This window comes from Candidatus Kryptobacter tengchongensis (assembly GCF_001458555.1).
Classification (GTDB): domain Bacteria; phylum Bacteroidota; class Ignavibacteria; order Kryptoniales; family Kryptoniaceae; genus Kryptonium; species Kryptonium tengchongense.
The window spans coordinates 1-17162 of the sequence record NZ_CZVH01000034.1 but is presented as its reverse complement, the minus strand read 5'-3'; the positions used below and the strand labels follow the sequence as shown (position 1 = coordinate 17162).

Below are 17162 nucleotides of genomic sequence, written 5' to 3'. Positions count from 1 at the left end.
TGATTGAACTTGGGTTTGAAGAGGACTTAAAAGTTGCTTCATCAATTGATTCAATACCTATTTTGCCAATTTTCTCTGATGGCGTTATAAAAGCATTGAAGTAAATCTTTTGTTTTCTTTATAAAATTTCGCATATTTAAAAAAATTTTCAGCGAAAACAAAAAAAATACAAGCATGCTTAAGCCAAGGAAAAAAATAAAAAAACAAGAACTGAAAGAGGATAAGCTTGTTTTGACTTACTACAAAGCCCGTGAGTTCGTTGAGAAAAACAGAAAGATTTTAAGTTATGTCTTAACAGGCATAATCATTCTCGTTGCTGGTGTAATTATTTACAGAAACAATGTGAAGGCTGAAAATGAAAGAGCTGAGGTGCTTTTTTCAAGAATTATAACCTACTACGATAATGGTGATTACAAAACTGCAATTGATGGAATCCCACAACGAAATATACAGGGGTTAAAATATATTGTTGAAAATTACGGCGGAACGGACGCAGGGGAAATAGCAACATATTATCTTGCAAATGCTTACTTTATGCTTGGTGATTATGATAACGCTTTAAAGTATTTCAAAAAATATGACGGCAACGATAAACTTTTGCTTTCAGCATCCCTTGCTGGGATTGCATCAGTGTACGAGATAAAAGGGGAATATAAAAAAGCGGGTGAATATTTTGAAAAGGCATCGCAAAAATTCAAAGAGAATATACTCATTCCTGAATACCTTTACAACGCAGGGAGAAATTATAAACTTGCCGGGGAAAGGGAAAAGGCACTTCGCATGTATGAAAGAATAAAGAAGGAATATCCTAACTTCACAAAAATTCGTGATGTTGAAATTTACATCGCATCGCTAAAAAACGAATAAACTAAGCGCGGTAAAATTTATGGAACTTCTTTCAAAGATTTCATTTTTTCTTCACATTTTATCAGCCATGCTAATTGCGGTTTCAGTTTTTGGTTTTTCAATGATTGAGTCAGCCTTTGGAAGGGAAATGACTTTGAGCCTACATAAATTGTCCTTAAAATTTTCAAATATTGCTCGCAATGGTGGACTTCTGGCTTTAATTACTGGAATTTATAATTGGTTTGTCATCGGAAATATACAAGGGTGGTTGATTGTTAAGGTAATTTTGTTTATATGGTTCGTTATTTCGGGTGTTTTCGTAGGCGTAAAATATATTTCAAAGCGGGAGAAACTTTTAAGTGAAGGTCAGACTCCAGTTGATGAAATGGTAAAGGTGAACAAAATCATCAAAGTTTATTCTCGTTTGAACCTTATTATATTTATTCTGATAGTTTTTCTTGCGGTTTTTAGACCATTTTAATGTAACAAAATGTTACAAGGATATCTTGTAAAAATTTCAAGGTCAAATGGAAAAAGGTAAAGATTTATCTTTAGGTCGTTTTGATTTTTAATGAATTTTTAAAGTGTGATTTATGGCATAAAATTTATTGATTTATTGTTGAAATGCTTGACTTTTACAAAATATAAGTTTATCTTTAGTGTGAGTAGGTTCTTTAGGTGGTTTTGTAATTTGAATTTTGTATGCGATAGAAAATATGTCCAACAAAAACTAAATTAAAAACTAAATTCAGGAGGTAATTATTATGGGTCAGCAGCAACTTTTACTCATCGTCCTTGGCGTCATCATAGTTGGAATCGCAATTGCTGTTGGAATTTCAATGTTCAAGAGCAGTGCAGTTGACGCCAACAGAAGCGCTGTTGCAAGTGACCTTGCAAATCTTGCTTCAAAGGCACAGAGATATTACAGAACGCCAGTTGAGCTTGGCGGTGGTGGAAATAGCTTTGCTAATTTTGCTTTAAGCCCGCTTGATACTGGTAATGCTAATGGTAGTTACAGAGTTGAAATTTTGACAGGTGATCAAAAGATCGTTATTCACGCTCTTGGTAAAGAGAGGGTTGGAACCGCTTTTGTTGCATCTATTGATTGTGTAGATGCTGATAAAAGTAGAATTTATCAAGGTACCGCAACTGGTCTTACAACGAGCGATGCAACCAAAGGATATGGAACTTTGAGTGGCTGGACACCACAATAATTTTTAATTTTAGTCTAAGTTTCTGGGGATGCCTGGTAGGTATCCCCAGTGTTTTTAAAAGCTTTGTCACCAAGGAGGTGATAAAAATTTGCCTGATTATCGTTTTGAGGGAGTGACATTGACGGGGCGACCTGTTCAAGGTATAATATCTGCTGATAGCCTTGCTGAAGCAAAGAAAAAGATTAAACAGCTTGCTGAACAGAGGAAAATAAAGGTAACAAGGATTCAAAAGAGAAAAACATTTATTTATAAGGTTCAGCGTGATAGTGAAAAACCGATAACAGGTGAGCAGAAAGCATTTACAAAGGAAGAGGTAAAACAGGCACTTGAAAAACTTGGGTATAAAGTTGTAAGCATTCAACCAAAAGTTCTTGATTTTAAATTTAAACCACCGGAGACAGAAATAGTCACATTTGTTCGGGTAAGTGCAGATTTGTTAAGGGAAAAATTACCTTATAATGAAGTTCTTCAGCTTTTGATAAACGATGTACAACATCCAACATTAAGAGAGGCTTTAAGAGAGATAAACAATGATTTGCGTCAGGGTAAAGATAGCGAGGAGGCGTTTTTAAAGCAAGAAAAAGCGCTTGGTAAGTTTACAGCGAGAATGCTCGGGCTTGCGTCAAAAAGTGGAAATATGGCTGATATTTATGAAAGCACGGCTAAGTTTCTTGAAAGAAATGCTGAATTTAAAAAAGAATCTTAAAAGTGCATTGATAATGCCTGTGTTTACATTAATTGTTTTATTTATCGCGGTTATCTTCTATGTTGCTTATATTTTCCCGGAGACCGCTGAGCTTTTCCTTAAACTTGGAACCGAGCTTCCACCTATGACAGCGGCGACTTTGAAACTTAGCCGTTTTTTACTTGATAATATGACTTATATTTTACTTATTTCAGCTGCGATTGTATTTGCTTTTATTTATTTCATTAGAACTCCGAGGGGGCAATTTTTGCGTGATAAATATATCATAAAGATTCCAGTTCTTGGTCCATTAATTCACAAAACAACGATAGAAATTTTCTGCAGGGTTTTTTATGCTTTATATGCGGGGTCGGGGGAGAACATTGACGCAATTCGCCTTGCAGCAGAGGCTTGTGGGAATAAATATATGGAACATCAGATAAAGACGATAGCTATACCAATGATGTTAAGTCAGGGTAAAGGACTTGTAGAAGCATTTGAAGCGACTGGGGTTTTCACTAAGACAGCGCTTGCCAGATTTCATTCGGGGGCAGAAACAGGAACAGTTAAACAGACAGCACTTCAAATTGCAAATTATTATGAGAAGGAAACAGTTTATAAACTTAAAAATGCCGTTGATTTCATTCAGCTTGTAATTGCGATGATCATAATGATTGTGATGACGCTTTTAACTCTTGTGTCTTCCGAGACAGCGATGGTCAAGCCGAAGACGCCGTATACAATAATACTTCCATTTCAAATTTTTTAAAAAATTTTTGAGGTGATGTCAAATGACAATCGGAGTAGATATTACAGATAAACTGGGTTATACGCTTTTAAAGAAGGGGATAATTGACTATGAGACGCTTGAGAGAGCTTTAAGGATCAAAGAGCAGGAAGATTCAAAGACAAGAAGAAGTTTGGCTCAAATTCTTGTGACTGATTTTGGGATTGATCATGATAGTGTGTTTAAAGAGGTTGCAAACCTTTATGGGTTTAGGGAGATTTATCTTGCGGATGAGAACATTGATAAAAATAGAACCGATTTCATAAAAAAACTTGTTGAGCCACTTCCCCAAGCGTTGAAGGAGCAAATGAGAGCGGAAAAAATTTTACCTTTGAAGTATGATGAACAAAGACCCGATAAACTTATCCTTATATCTGCTGACCCTACAAGCAGAAGTATACCTTTAATTGCCAGAGCACTCGGTGCGAAAAGATATGAGGTGTGCTATGTTAGACTAAAAGATATGCAAAATCTTTTTGATAAAGTTTTCCCGCCAGAAAACGAGTTTCTAAAAGTCCTTGAAGAATCAAAAATTGAAATAACTGAGGATGAACTTGAAGAAGAAACGCTTGATGAGGCTGCGATTGAAGCGGAAATTAACAAAAGTATGCTTGTTAATCTCGTTGAGGGTATGCTTGTTGAAGCGGTGAGAAAAGGTGCAAGTGATATTCACATAATTCCAAAGGATTCAAGGACAACCGAAATTCATTTCAGAATTGATGGAAAGTTAAGATTGTGGCATGTTCAGGAAGGGATAAGACCTGAGGCAATAGCGGCTGTTGTTAAAGATAGATCAAAAAATGTTGACAGATTTGAGCGTGAAATGGCACAAGATGGTTTTATCCAGCGAAAAGTTGACGGGCATATGATAAGATATAGGGTTTCCGTTCTTCCAATAGTTGGTAAGGAGTTTCAGTATAAATTTGAAAGTATCGTTATAAGAGTTCTTGATGATAGAAAGGTTATAACTGACCTTGATAAACTTGGTTTTCAAGGTAAAGCTAAGGAATTTTTCATAAAAGCGATTTCAAAGCCCCAAGGAATGGTAATAGTGACCGGTCCAACTGGAAGTGGTAAATCAACAACATTGATGGCGGCTTTACATTATATCATAAAACCAGAGATAAATGTTCTAACCGTTGAAGATCCGGTTGAATATATAATCCCTGGAGCGAGGCAGTTAAAGATAGGACCAAAGATGAACTTTGAGCAAGCATTGAGAGCGATTTTGCGTCATGACCCAGATGTAGTTATGGTTGGTGAGATAAGAGATAAAGAGACCGCCGAAATTGCAATTAAGCTGGCAAATACAGGACACTTAACATTTTCAACTCTTCACACAAATGATGCTCCAAGCGCTATATCAAGATTGTATAAAATGGGAATTGAGACATTTCTTATCGCATACGCTATAAACATAATAATTGCTCAAAGATTGATTCGTAAGCTATGCGAGAAATGTAAAAGACCGATAGAAGATATTGATCCAGCTATTCCGTTAAGTTTAGGATTTACGGAGGAGGAAATTAAGAATACTGTTTTTTATGAAGCTGTTGGGTGTGATCAATGCCATGGTGGATATAAAGGAAGGATAGCAATTCATGAGGCACTTTATTTTACGAAAGAAATAAGAAGGTTAATTTTCAAAACAGGAAAGGACATTGATGAAGAGGCGATAAGGGAGCAAGCTATTAAGGATGGCATGCTTACATTAAGAGCAGCTGGTAGAGAAAGAATAAAACAAGGACTTACAACTCTTGAAGAAGTTGCTCATGCGACAACAGAGGATTAAACATCAAAGAGCGAAATTTTTATGGGCACAGGACAAACATTAATAACAATACTTGCTTTGGCTTTACTTTCGCTTGCTGTTTTGAACATAAACCGTGGGCTTTCAAGTCATGATATATCATTAGCTCAAAATCGCTATCGTCTTGAGGCTCTTTCTATTGCAACATCTTATATACAACAGGCGACGCAATATTATTTTGATGAAGCGGTTGCAGATTCAAACAATACCGCTAAGACAGACCCAAATACATTTACGCATCCTTTAGAACTTGGGTTTGAACCCACTGATTCAATGCAAATAAATGATTTTGATGACTATAATAACATCGTCAAAATTGACACAGGGAAAAGCAGCGTTATCTATAGAGTTTCATTTAAAGTGGAATATGTTGACCTTTCAGGTGGAAGGGTTGTTCCTGTCTCATATAGAACATTTCATAAAAGGATGACGGTGTTTGTTACGGATAATTACGAGCCACCACTGATCTATCGTGAAACAGCGGGTGGGAAAATAAAAGATACGATTAAAATCAGTTTCGTTTATAGTTATTGGTTTTACAATTAACTTTAAGGGTTATCAATTTATATGAGTTCGCTTCTGGACTACATAATGGCAATGATAGTAGGTGGAGCAATTTTACTTATTACAATCACGGTAACGGATACAGGAACGAGGGAATTTTTGAATTATAATTCCGATGCTATCATTCAGATGAATTTAATGAACATGTCAAGCACGATTGAATACGATTTAAGAAAAATGGGGTATGGAATCCCGGAGGGAGATCAAGTTTTGTTTATAGCTCAACCAAATCACTTGAAATTTATTGCTCAGTTAAATCGCGATTTTGACTACTTTGGACATTTAATTCCACACAGGGATAATATACCGGACACAATTGAATATGTTGTAACTCTTGCAGAAACAATTGATTACGGTGATACGGTTTTAAGGATGTATAAGGTCACAAGAATTTTAAAGATAACAGGTGAAGGTGTTTCATCTACCGATATTGGTAGGATTGGCAATGCGAGAGTTTTTAGATATCTTGACCAAGTGGGTAACCCAGTAGACCCTGGGGCTGAGCTTGTTGCTTCAAAGATGGTAGAAGTTACTTTAACTGCTTTTAATCCGCGTGTTATTTTATCACCCGAGCTTGTTAGGAAGGAGGTTTCAAGTATTCAGGATCAAGAGTTTAGGAAAAAAGAGCTGAGGCGTTTGCTAAGGACATCATTTTGGAGACAGACAAGATTGGTATCAAAGAATTTGAGAAGATAGGAGGTAAAGGTTTATGTTTGGTAAGACATCTTTACTGATTTTGATAGGTTTTATGACAGCATTTTCAATTTATCACATTCGTTTAACTCGGGCTGTGATCTCTGCAACCGATAGTTTTAGTTATTACTATTCAAAGACCCTTGTTCATGAGACAGCAGTAAGTGCGATGAATATAGGAGTAAGCAGGTTATGGAAAGATGCTACATTAGTAGGTTCAAGTTTCAATGTTATAATGAACAATTGCACTGCACTTGTCAGGATCCATACAGTTATACCCGATTCTGTCGTTAGGTTAAGCGTTAGAGCGTGGGGATATGCTTTCGTTGATACTTATTATGCGAAGTATAAAAAGCCTTATAAGATTGAAGATTCTTCTTTTGCTTATTTTGTGTATTCAAGTGGACCTGTAACTCCTGCATCAAAATATTTCTGGTTTACTGGAACTGAATTTTATCAAGGTGCCCCAGTTTATTGGATAAATGGTGATACTGTTTGGGGACCTGTCCATACAAATGGAGTTTTACATACATATGGCTCCCCTGTTTTTTATGATAAGGTTACAGCATATTTGGGGATAAATCCTCAACCTACTTCAAACAGAAATAAAGCAAAATTTTACGGTGGCTGGGAAGTTGGGATTTATGCCGAGATACCAGTGGATATGACAAGGACTAAAACAGCGGCGATAAACGGTGGGGGAGTTTTTAATCAATCGGTTTATCTTAAATTTTTACCTAATGGTAAGGTTGTGAAACGAAACATAACAGGTTGGGAAACACAAAATATAGGGACGGGGCAGTATAGTAGAACAAGGCAAGTTCCAATTTTATCTCCACCTGATACGGTGGCAAGAGTTTCAGAATTAAGTAGCACGGGGGTTATTTGGGTTAGAGGTGAAGTTGTTGTTGAAGGTACTTTAAATGGTCAATTGACAATTTTAGCGGATGGAAACATAAGAATTTGGGATGATTTAAAATATGCGGATGATCCCAATGTTAATCCCAACTCTGATGATTTTCTCGGTCTTGTTTCCTACAGAAATGTTATTATAGCTGATAGCGATCCAAACCAAAATGATGTTATTATTCAAGCAGCTATTATGGCTTGGGACGGTGGTGCGAACGATCGCAATTTCATCGCTGAGAATTGGAATAAGAGACCACCTTCCGGGGCGATTTATTTAACAGGAAGTATATGTCAAGAAGAAAGAGGACCTGTTGGACAATTTGCAGGTGGTAGTGGAATAATTCAAAATGGCTTTAGCAAAAGGTATAGGTATGATCCAAGATTTAGGGATAAGGCACCACCGTATTATCCACTTGTAAATTATCGTGGTATAAGACAACTGCAATTGATTTCATGGTGGGAATGAAAAAAACTAAAAATAAGATTTAGGTTATGCCTGTAAATCTGCAACTTGTAAGGGAAGCGAAAGAGATGTTAAGTTCACTTGCTGCGAAAATTCCTATTACACTTTTTAGCATTGAGAAGCAGATGTATATTGGTAACGAGCTAATAAAAAAGATGCCCGAGGCACAGAAGCTTGTTTTAAGAAACCTAATAAATATGTTTCTTTTGCGAATGAGAGAAGTTGAAGCTTCGGATATAGACTTTGGGGGATGGGGTTCAAAGAAAATGGTTTGGCTTAGGATTCATGGTGCCAAGAAACCGATTCCAGAATTTGGAACTTATGAAATTGATGAGTTTAATATCTTAATTCAAAGTTTGCTAATGGAAAAGCAAAGAGAATATCTTTATGAAAATAGGAATCTTGATTTCTCATATACATTTAGAGATGAAAATGGGACAATATACCGCTATCGTGCGGATGCTTACTTTGATCTTGATGACCTTGCTTTGAATATGAGAGCTATTAACACGCAAATAAGACCATATGAAAGTTACGGTTTTCACCCAAATGTGACAAGGATATTAAGTTTGCAGTATACAAAAGAGGGTTTAATTCTTGTTACTGGAATAACTGGTTCAGGTAAAAGCACAACGCTTGACGCAATTGTTGACCTTAATAACAGAACGGTTGATGGACATATAATCATAATAGCATCGCCTGTTGAATATGTTCATGAATCAAAGCGTTGTATAATTCGCCATAGGGAAGTAGGGAGGGATACGATGTCATTTAAACAGGGGACGATAGAAGCATTGCGTCAGGATCCAGATATAATTATAATTGGTGAGATGAGAGATCCAGACACGATAATGGCTGCGCTTGAAGTTGCTGATAGTGGACATAAAGTTTTGTCAACACTTCATACATCTTCAGCGATTGAAAGTATTGACAGAATCATAGGTGAGGTTCCCCCAATTGAACAAGAGAGAGTTAGAAATAGATTAGCGGATATTTTGAGGTGTGTGATTTCGCAAAAGCTTGTTCCAAGTTTAGATGGGAAAAGGGTTCTTGCTAAGGAGATAATGGTTATGACGCCGTCAATAAGGGCTGCGATAAAAAATAATAACACTGGTGAAATCTATCAGATGATAGCTGAAGGTGCTGAGTATGGTATGATAACAATGGAGCAGGATTTAAGGAGGCTTTATCTTGAGAGGAAGATTTCTCTTGAAACCGCTATTAATTTTGCAAATAATAAGCGAAGGATGCAGCAACTTTTGCAGGCAGCTTAAAAACTTAAGATTATATTGCGATGCCAAAAAACAAAAAATTTTCGGGTAAGCTCGCGGTTGGGGTTTTCATTGATGGTTTATCTCTTCAAGTTGCTTGTCTTGCAAGATCTGGGAAGAAAATAAGGTTTGTTGACGCTCAGATAGTTAACCTTGCAACAAAGCTTGAAGCAACATCAGTTGGGACTCAAGTGTTTGAACAAATTGAGCCAACTTCTATCTCTGAAATGACTCCCATAGATATAACATCTGAAACCTCAGCTCAGGATCTTCTTTTAACTGAAACAGGGCGTGGGGCTCAGGATAATGCTTCAATTATTATTGGAGTTTTGAGCAAATATCCAAAGAGAAAATATAAACTTGCTATTTCAATTCCGGAGCCATATGTTTACTATGCTAATTTTGAATCAAACTGGGGATTGAAAGGGAATAAATTAAAAGAAAAGATAATTGAGGAGATATCAAAAGAAAGGGCGGGGGAACCGCTTAAGCCAGATGCTGTTAATTACCTTGAGTTTTCAGATGGTTCTATAATTGCGATGGTTCGGGATTCAAGAATCGCATTGATTGACCTGCTTGACAGTGTTAAAAAGTCAATTGGTGGAAGAATTCCAAAAATTTCATTTATTGAAACTCCCGAGCTATCGCTTGTAAACCTTGTCAAGTTAAATTATAAGTTTAATCAAAATGCGATCACGGTAATAATTTACATCGGTCATGAATTCAGCAGATTTATCTTTTTGAAAGGTAATGAGCTTTATCACATTTCTCCACCGATAGGTGAGGGTGTTGATTCATATAATATCGCAAATACGGTTTACAGCAGATTAATGCTTGAGCAGGATAACCTTGGCTTGCGTGTTATAAATAACATAATCCTTGCTGGTGAGGCTCAATCAGCTGGAGTTAAAGAAGTTCTTGAGCAAATGTTTCCGGAGGATGTAAGTATTGATTATATTAAATTTCCAAATTTATCCCCGGATGGGGCTGACCCATTGCTTATTGAAAGTTTGCCGAGGGTTGCTGTGGCTATTGGTTCAGCGTGGAGAACCCTTGAGATTGAAAGAAAAGACTTATATGCAATTGATTTAACTCCTTTTGAGGTTCGTGAAGGTCAAAAAGTTTTCAAACTCGGGCTCCTCGGATGGCTGTTTTTAATTTTGATACCTCTTTTAACCTTCCAGATAACAACGAGAATAGCTCAGCTTAACAGAAGTCTTTCAGAAATTCAAAGTGAACTTCAGAGGAAAAGGTCGGAGCTTGCTGAACTTCAAGGTTTACAACAGCAAGTTGACATGGCAAGGCAGAGGTTGGCTTACTATAAATCAACTTTTGGGGTCCTTGACTCAATGAAAGTTAACACAGACATATGGAGCAAGTTTCTTGAAAAAATAGCCACTGAAGCTCAAAACATCGGAAGGATTTGGATTACCGATATAAGTGCGCCTGATCCAAATACGATAACAATCAAAGGATACTCTCTTTATAGAAACAGGATCCCAAGGTTTTCAAATGCAATTAGCAATGCAACATTAATGCAAGTTCAGGTTCAAGAAATAAGAGGTAAAACAGTTTATCAGTTTGAGATAAAAGCAAGAATAACACCTGAGGTAGTCAAATCAGCCCAAAAATAAAATTTGAGGTGAGGAATTGCCATATAAGACGAGAAATACATTGATACTTTTTGGTTTTTTGATCATAATTCTTGCGGTTGGTGCTTATTTTATCATTTACTCCTATCCTAAAAAGATAAAAGAGGTAAAAGCTGAAATTCAAAGAACAGATCAGCAGATAAATGCACTTGCTGGATTGCAAATTGAGTTATATAATTTGCAGAAGCAGATAAAAGAGGAACAGGAAAAGCTTACACAACTTGATAAGCAAATAGTGCCAGATGTTACACCGGCGATGACCTATTCTTATCTAAATTCAATTTTGAACTATGCTGGTTTTGTAAAGTTTGATATGCTTTACATGGGAAGTAAGAAAGCACAAAAATACGGATATAACATCTACGATATCAAAGGGGAAGCATCTTTTGACAACATTTATAAGTTTATCTGGTATCTTGAGCGAGGTCCGCAGATTTACAGGATTGCACGGCTTGATCTTCGTGGGGTTGAAACAAGAGATGAAGTAACAAAGCAATTTTCAATTGTGGTTCCATTTCAGATGGAGATTCATGCCCTTTATGCTGATGTTAAGGATTTGCCACCGATAAAAAGAACCCTTGGTGATGTTGTCATTGCTGAGGTGAAAAACCCATTTACGCCTTATATTTATAGGGAATTACCACCAAATACGAGGGGATTGCTTGAGGTTGAAAGAGCCGACTTAAAAGCAGTTATCCCTGGGAAAGCGTTTGTAGCTGATCATACTGGAAAAATTCATGTTTTGAAAGAAGGGGATGAAGTATATCTTGGCTATGTTACGAAAATTGATATTGAAAAGAATCAGGTTGAGTTCACACTTAATAAGGCAGGTATAGTTGAAAAATTCGTTTTGAGGTTAAGGTTTGAGCAACAAAAATAACAGAGAGGTGAGATGAAACTTAGAATAACAATTTTATTGCTTCTATTTACAATTTTTTCAAGTTTTGCTCTTTCACAAATTGGAGGTCGTCCCCGGGAATTAAGAAGGGCTTACATTGCCCCTGAGGAAATCGTTTCAATGTCAAGGACGATGCCTTTTAATCAGGCTCTTCAGATTTTTAATGACATAAGTAAGAAGTTTTTGGGTAAGGTTATAATTGACCCTGAATCAAGAACAAATCCTATAGGGGTTGATATTGACAAGATGCATTGGCTTGATGCGTTTGAGTTGATTTTGAGAGTTAACAAGCTTTGGTATGAGGAGTATGCAGATTATATAAAAATTGTTCCCCTTGCTGAAGTTACAGGACCTCCGGCGCCAACTGCTCCAACTGAAGAAGAGAAAGCAAAAATACAGTTTGAAACACGAGAAGTTATGATTTCAGCCGTATTTTTTGAGGCTGACGCAGCTAAATTAAGACAGTATGGTTTTAGCTGGGATTTTTTCCGTGGCAAAGGGGTAAATGTCGGGGTTACGATGTCAGCTGGCGAAGGTAAAACTGGCTTATTTACAGTTGATGTTAATCCCGACCTTGATTTTGGGAGTCTGGTTGCTGTTTTTAGAGCTCTTGAATCCCAGCAAATCGGTGAGGTTGTCGCAAACCCAAGAATTACCGTTAGGTCGGGGGAACAAGGTCAAATTCAAGTCGGAAGCGATATTTCTGTTACGGTTAGAGATTTCGCTGGCAATGCTATAACTCAGTTTTATTCAACTGGTTCAATTATTAGGGTTAAACCTGAGGTTATAAAGTTTGACACTGTTTATTTTATTTCACTTGAACTTAACATTGAAAGAAGCAATGTAGCAGGTGTAGCTCCGCAGATAACGATAAACAAATCATCCGCTCAGACCAAAATTTTACTACTTGATGGAGAAGAAACAGTAATTGGTGGTCTTTATATAAATGAAGAAAGAACAACTCGTGAAGGAGTTCCAATACTTAAAGATTTGCCCTGGTGGTTTTTCGGTTTGAGATATTTATTTGGTTTTGATGTTAAAACCATAACTAAGAAAGAGCTCATAATACTTTTGAAAGCTGAAATTCTGCCGACTCTTGCGGAAAGGTTAAAAGAAAGATCTTTCAAAGTTGGCGAACGCCCGGCATTAAAAGAAGGTAGAGAGGAATTTTTGAAGGCGCTTGAAAATTATAAAAAGCAGCTAAAACCCGAAAAATAAATCAGAGTTTCTATGATGAAAAAAATCTTCATTTACATTGTTTTGTTCTCTTTGATTATCTCGGGATGTAAAAAAGCGGTTGAACCGGAGTCGGGGAAGCAACAAAAAACAGTTATATTAAATGGGCAAGTACTTGAGTTAACAACAAATGCCCCAATTCCTAATGCTGTTGTGCGAGTTCTTGGCATAACCCCAGCGCTTATAGCTATACTGACTCAGTGGGAAAATATCGGTTTAATTTTGAAGTTGATGTTGAAACCGAGCTTCAGATAGTTGCATTTAAGGAAGGTTATGACCCTGATACAAGTAGAGTGTTGGCTGTTCCTGGAAGAACGATTGATGTTCCAACTTTGATGTTGAAGCGTGTTACTTCAGAAGTTCCAACTAGTGGTGAAGCGGCAAGTATAGTTCTTGTGTCTCAAACATCAAAAAGCATTGGTGTGAAGGGAAGTGGTTCTGTGGAGACAGCTCAACTTGTTTTTGAGGTTCAGGATTCAAGTGGCAAGCCAGTTGATCTTGCCCATTCGGTTGAGGTTAATTTCAGGATTGGTTCAGGTCCAGGTGGTGGTGAATTTGTATATCCTCCAAAAGCGAGAACAGACGGCAAAGGGCGTGTTTCTGTAAATGTTGTAAGTGGGACAAAAGCGGGAGTGGTGCAAATTGTAGCTGAATCTTTTGTTGGGGCGAAAACCGTAAGATCTCTTCCTGTGGTGATTGTAATTCATGGTGGTTTGCCTGATTCAGCGCATTTTAGCATAGCGCCGGAAAAGTTGAATTTCCCAGGGTATAACATCTTTGGGCTTACGAATAAGATAACTGCTTATGTTGGAGATAAATATGGTAATCCAGTTAAACCGGGGACAGCGGTATATTTTACAACTACAGGTGGTATAATTGAGGGTTCTGTTTTAACTAACGATAAAGGGCAAGGTAGTGTTAATTTAATTTCGGCAGAGCCAAGACCTGTTCATCCAGTTCTCGGTCCAGGTTATGCAGTTATAACTGCGACGACCGCAGATGAAAATCAAAATACTATAAAAGCTGAAACAATTGTTTTATTTTCAGGAATACCACAAATATCTGTTGAACCAGCAACATTTGATATTCCCAACTTAGGCTCTCAAGTTTTCAATTATATTGTAAGTGATCAAAATGGGAATCCGCTTGCGGGTGGAACTACGATTTCCGTTTCAATTGATGGCAAGGATATAAGAGCACTGGGAGATCTTAATATAACTTTGCCGGATACAAGGGACAGAAGCTGGACAAGATTTTCATTTGCAATTCAGGATACAACGGCTGATACTACTCGCAGACCTATTCTTGTTCGTATTTCTACAAGTGGTCCAAATGGTTCTGCAACTGTTAATATCTCTGGGATAGCGAGATAAAAACAAAATAAAAAATGGAGGCGAAATTAAGATGCCAGAGAAATCAAGGGTTCTTGTCGTTGATGATGAAGAGGCGTTGAGATATTTGTTAAGCTCTGAACTCACTGCTGAAGGTTATGAAGTTGAAACAGCCGGTGATGGAGATGAGGCAATTGAGGCAATAAAGCAAAAAGATTATGATGTTGTTTTGCTTGATATTAAAATGCCAAGAGTTGATGGATTTGAAGTGTTAAGGTTTATAAAACAAAATAAGCCCGAGATCAAGGTAATAATGCTTACTGCGTATGCAGATGTGAAAAATGCAATTGAGGCGTTAAAACTTGGTGCTTCTGATTTTGTAAGCAAACCTTATGATCTTGAGGATATTTTAACTTCAATTAACCGTGCTCTTGGAAGGTGAGCTAACCAGCTGAACTTCCCCCCTAACCGATCTCACCTTTGGGTCTTAGCCCGGGGAGATCGGTTTTTTTATTTAAAATAAAAATTTTGAAGAAACTGAAATGTTTTCTGAGAAGTTATTACAAAAGTTAAAATCAGCAAAATCTGTTGTTGTGTTGACCGGGGCGGGAATCTCAGCTGAAAGCGGGGTTCCGACATTCAGGGGACAAGAAGGATTATGGAAAAAATTTAAACCTGAGGAGCTTGCGACTTTTGATGCGTTCATTCGCAATCCTGAACTTGTCTGGGAGTGGTATAACTACAGAAGGAAACTCATTCAGGATGTTAAACCAAATCCGGGACATTATGCACTTGTTGAACTTGAAAATCTATTCCCGAATTTTACACTTATAACTCAAAATGTTGATAACCTTCATCGCAGAGCTGGGAGCAGGAATGTAATTGAGCTTCACGGGAACATTGAAAAAAATTATTGTATAAAGTGTGGGAAAAGATATGACGATGTAAATCTTGCTCTTGAAATGAAAGTGCCAAAGTGTGAATGTGGAGGTTTGATAAGACCAGATGTTGTTTGGTTTGGAGAAATGTTACCAGTTGAAGCGTGGGAAAAGGCGGAAGAGTCAGCTTCAAATTGCGATGTTTTTTTCTCCATCGGAACATCGGGTGTGGTTTATCCAGCTGCGTCGCTTCCTCAGATTGCAAAGATGAATGGTGCTTACACCGTTGAGATCAACATTGAAAGAACGGATCTATCCTGGTTTATGGATGAGGTAATAATTGGGAAGTCAGGCGAAGTTTTACCAAAGCTTGTTGAAAGATTAAAAGAACAAGCGTAGGAGATTTGTTTTTTGTTTTTATTGTAATTATTTTTACGCAGATTTAAGTTTGTTCTTTAACATCGGGGTTCTGGTCCCCTTTTTCAAGGGGTCAAAAGGGAAGTCCGGTGAAAGTCCGGCGCTGCCCCGCAACTGTGATCCCGGAGTGTAAACTTCGGCAAAGCGTCTTGTTTGACGCTAAAGCCACTGTCCCAGATCATGGGATGGGAAGGCAAGCCGAAGTTTCGGGAAAGCCAGGAGACCTGCCAGAATCCCAGCGAATCCAAGACCTCCGAGGGGAGGTTGAGGATTCAAAAACATTAGAAAAGTTTTTGAAATTCTCAAACCCAACCTTCTCTTGGGGTCTATCCGAGAGTTGGTTGGGTTTTTTGTTTTCAAAACTAATTTGGCTTTAAAAGTTTATGCCTCAAATTATATTTATCTTGTTGTTGCTTTCCGCAAAAATTTTTGCACAGGAAATAATTTTAAAAGGCTACATCGTTGATGAGGGTAAAAATCCAGTTAAAAATGCCATCGTTGAGTTAATTCAGGGCGACCTCAAAAATAGTAAAATATCTGATTCGTTGGGTTTTTTCAATTTTAAAATCAAATCCGGAAAAGTTAAAATTTCCGTTAAACATCTCTCGTTCAAACAATTTGACAAGGAGTTAAATGTCCATTCAGATACACTTATTTTTATCCAACTTTCAACTTGGTTCATCAAGTTTAATGAGATCACAGTCACAGCTACAAGATATCAGGCAAACACAGCAGAAATTTCAAATTTAGTTGAGGTTATAAATTCAAAAACAATTGAAAAAACTTCTCCGATTTCTTTTTCCGATGTATTGAAAAATGCCACATCAATTTATATAAGAGATTACGGAGGAACCCCCGCTGTATTAAAGACAATTTCTCTTCGTGGCACTGGTTCAGAGCATACTGTTTTTCTCTTAAATGGAATGAGGTTTTCAAGTTATCAAAATGGGGTTCTGGATTTAAGCCTGATCCCTGTTGATATAATTGAAAGAGTTGAAATCATTCATTCAAATTTATCCTCACTTTATGGAGCTGATGCAATTGGCGGAGTTGTCAATGTCATTACGAAAAAAGAAGAAGAAACAGTTAAAGTTAATCTTGGGTTTGGTTCTTTCGGGTTGAGAAAATTTAACGCAGGTATCTCAAGTAGTTTTAAAAATTTGTCCTATCTTTCATCATTTTCAAAAATCTATGGTTCTGGCGACTTTAATTATAAATACAAACTTGCGGATAAATACATAACGCTGAAGAGAAGGAATGCATATTTCAACATCTCAAATATGTATCTTAACATCTCATATCAAAATTTTTCAATTTCTGCTTTTTACACTCGTTCAAATCGTGGGATTCCAGCGCAGGTTACAAAGTTTGACCCAATAAGCACCGCATGGCAGTTTGATGAAGATTTTAATTTGTCATTAAAAAAAGTAAAAACTTTTCCGTCCTTCGTTTTAAAAGTGAGTGTAAGAAAACGGGAGCGCCCACCTCTAAACGCCACCTCCGATCAG

Annotated in this window: 18 protein-coding genes and 1 riboswitch; all 18 genes read left to right on the top strand. The window is 37.2% G+C overall.

Annotation, left to right across the window (positions count from 1 at the left end; translation table 11 throughout):
- Window positions 1-174: 174 nt before the first annotated feature.
- Complete coding sequence (locus tag AT685_RS03315; protein ID WP_072150388.1) at window positions 175-867, top strand: tetratricopeptide repeat protein; 693 nt, start codon at window positions 175-177, stop codon at window positions 865-867.
- Window positions 868-886: 19 nt separating this feature from the next.
- Entirely contained in the window at window positions 887-1327 is a 441-nt protein-coding gene (locus AT685_RS03310) for a DUF2269 family protein (RefSeq protein ID WP_072212286.1), read from the top strand.
- A gap of 283 nt (window positions 1328-1610) precedes the next feature.
- Entirely contained in the window at window positions 1611-2060 is a 450-nt protein-coding gene (locus AT685_RS03305) for a type IV pilin protein (RefSeq protein WP_072151544.1), read from the top strand.
- Window positions 2061-2148: 88 nt separating this feature from the next.
- Entirely contained in the window at window positions 2149-2766 is a 618-nt protein-coding gene (locus tag AT685_RS08550) for a type II secretion system F family protein (RefSeq protein ID WP_234696228.1), read from the top strand.
- Window positions 2767-2779: 13 nt separating this feature from the next.
- Window positions 2780-3514, top strand: coding sequence for a type II secretion system F family protein (locus AT685_RS08545; RefSeq protein ID WP_234696227.1), 735 nt, complete (start codon window positions 2780-2782; stop codon window positions 3512-3514).
- 22 nt (window positions 3515-3536) lie between these two features.
- On the top strand, window positions 3537-5324 hold the full coding sequence (locus AT685_RS03295; protein WP_072150391.1) for a GspE/PulE family protein: 1788 nt from the start codon (window positions 3537-3539) through the stop codon (window positions 5322-5324).
- A gap of 21 nt (window positions 5325-5345) precedes the next feature.
- Window positions 5346-5888: a hypothetical protein gene (locus AT685_RS03290; RefSeq protein WP_072151543.1), complete on the top strand. Its 543-nt coding sequence runs from the start codon at window positions 5346-5348 to the stop codon at window positions 5886-5888.
- Between the two features lie 21 nt (window positions 5889-5909).
- A complete protein-coding gene (locus AT685_RS03285) occupies window positions 5910-6602 on the top strand; it encodes a hypothetical protein (RefSeq protein ID WP_143713101.1) in 693 nt (230 codons plus the stop codon).
- A 13-nt stretch (window positions 6603-6615) separates the two neighbouring features.
- Complete coding sequence (locus AT685_RS03280; RefSeq protein WP_143713100.1) at window positions 6616-7974, top strand: hypothetical protein; 1359 nt, start codon at window positions 6616-6618, stop codon at window positions 7972-7974.
- Between the two features lie 26 nt (window positions 7975-8000).
- Entirely contained in the window at window positions 8001-9245 is a 1245-nt protein-coding gene (locus AT685_RS03275; RefSeq protein ID WP_081040562.1) for a type IV pilus twitching motility protein PilT, read from the top strand.
- 20 nt (window positions 9246-9265) lie between these two features.
- Window positions 9266-10876 carry a hypothetical protein gene (locus tag AT685_RS03270; protein WP_072151540.1) on the top strand — a complete coding sequence of 537 codons (1611 nt, stop codon included), beginning with the start codon at window positions 9266-9268 and terminating at the stop codon, window positions 10874-10876.
- Window positions 10877-10892: 16 nt separating this feature from the next.
- The gene (locus AT685_RS03265; protein ID WP_143713099.1) at window positions 10893-11774 is read left to right on the top strand and encodes a coiled-coil domain-containing protein; all 882 of its coding nucleotides are present in this window, start codon (window positions 10893-10895) and stop codon (window positions 11772-11774) included.
- Between the two features lie 12 nt (window positions 11775-11786).
- Window positions 11787-13010: a type II secretion system protein GspD gene (locus tag AT685_RS03260; RefSeq protein WP_072150397.1), complete on the top strand. Its 1224-nt coding sequence runs from the start codon at window positions 11787-11789 to the stop codon at window positions 13008-13010.
- Between the two features lie 12 nt (window positions 13011-13022).
- Entirely contained in the window at window positions 13023-13283 is a 261-nt protein-coding gene (locus AT685_RS03255; RefSeq protein WP_143713098.1) for a hypothetical protein, read from the top strand.
- Window positions 13229-14401 carry an Ig-like domain-containing protein gene (locus tag AT685_RS03250; protein WP_072151537.1) on the top strand — a complete coding sequence of 391 codons (1173 nt, stop codon included), beginning with the start codon at window positions 13229-13231 and terminating at the stop codon, window positions 14399-14401. Before AT685_RS03255 ends, AT685_RS03250 begins: the two co-directional genes overlap by 55 nt.
- Before the next feature lie 31 nt (window positions 14402-14432).
- Window positions 14433-14801: a sigma-54-dependent transcriptional regulator gene (locus tag AT685_RS03245; protein WP_072151536.1), complete on the top strand. Its 369-nt coding sequence runs from the start codon at window positions 14433-14435 to the stop codon at window positions 14799-14801.
- A gap of 100 nt (window positions 14802-14901) precedes the next feature.
- Complete coding sequence (locus AT685_RS03240) at window positions 14902-15636, top strand: SIR2 family NAD-dependent protein deacylase (RefSeq protein ID WP_072151535.1); 735 nt, start codon at window positions 14902-14904, stop codon at window positions 15634-15636.
- A 54-nt stretch (window positions 15637-15690) separates the two neighbouring features.
- A riboswitch (cobalamin riboswitch) is annotated at window positions 15691-15900 on the top strand.
- A gap of 137 nt (window positions 15901-16037) precedes the next feature.
- A partial coding sequence (locus AT685_RS03235; RefSeq protein WP_143713097.1) for a TonB-dependent receptor occupies window positions 16038-17162 on the top strand: 1125 nt, incomplete at its 3' end.

Bases quoted from the DNA above. Each gene is read 5' to 3' on its own strand.
- AT685_RS03315 (WP_072150388.1), top strand. From the start codon at position 175: ATGCTTAAGCCAAGGAAAAAAATAAAAAAACAAGAACTGAAAGAGGAT.
- AT685_RS03310 (WP_072212286.1), top strand. From the start codon at position 887: ATGGAACTTCTTTCAAAGATTTCATTTTTTCTTCACATTTTATCAGCC.
- AT685_RS03305 (WP_072151544.1), top strand. From the start codon at position 1,611: ATGGGTCAGCAGCAACTTTTACTCATCGTCCTTGGCGTCATCATAGTT.
- AT685_RS08545 (WP_234696227.1), top strand. From the start codon at position 2,780: ATGCCTGTGTTTACATTAATTGTTTTATTTATCGCGGTTATCTTCTAT.
- AT685_RS03295 (WP_072150391.1), top strand. From the start codon at position 3,537: ATGACAATCGGAGTAGATATTACAGATAAACTGGGTTATACGCTTTTA.
- AT685_RS03290 (WP_072151543.1), top strand. From the start codon at position 5,346: ATGGGCACAGGACAAACATTAATAACAATACTTGCTTTGGCTTTACTT.
- AT685_RS03285 (WP_143713101.1), top strand. From the start codon at position 5,910: ATGAGTTCGCTTCTGGACTACATAATGGCAATGATAGTAGGTGGAGCA.
- AT685_RS03280 (WP_143713100.1), top strand. From the start codon at position 6,616: ATGTTTGGTAAGACATCTTTACTGATTTTGATAGGTTTTATGACAGCA.
- AT685_RS03275 (WP_081040562.1), top strand. From the start codon at position 8,001: ATGCCTGTAAATCTGCAACTTGTAAGGGAAGCGAAAGAGATGTTAAGT.
- AT685_RS03270 (WP_072151540.1), top strand. From the start codon at position 9,266: ATGCCAAAAAACAAAAAATTTTCGGGTAAGCTCGCGGTTGGGGTTTTC.
- AT685_RS03260 (WP_072150397.1), top strand. From the start codon at position 11,787: ATGAAACTTAGAATAACAATTTTATTGCTTCTATTTACAATTTTTTCA.
- AT685_RS03255 (WP_143713098.1), top strand. From the start codon at position 13,023: ATGATGAAAAAAATCTTCATTTACATTGTTTTGTTCTCTTTGATTATC.
- AT685_RS03245 (WP_072151536.1), top strand. From the start codon at position 14,433: ATGCCAGAGAAATCAAGGGTTCTTGTCGTTGATGATGAAGAGGCGTTG.
- AT685_RS03240 (WP_072151535.1), top strand. From the start codon at position 14,902: ATGTTTTCTGAGAAGTTATTACAAAAGTTAAAATCAGCAAAATCTGTT.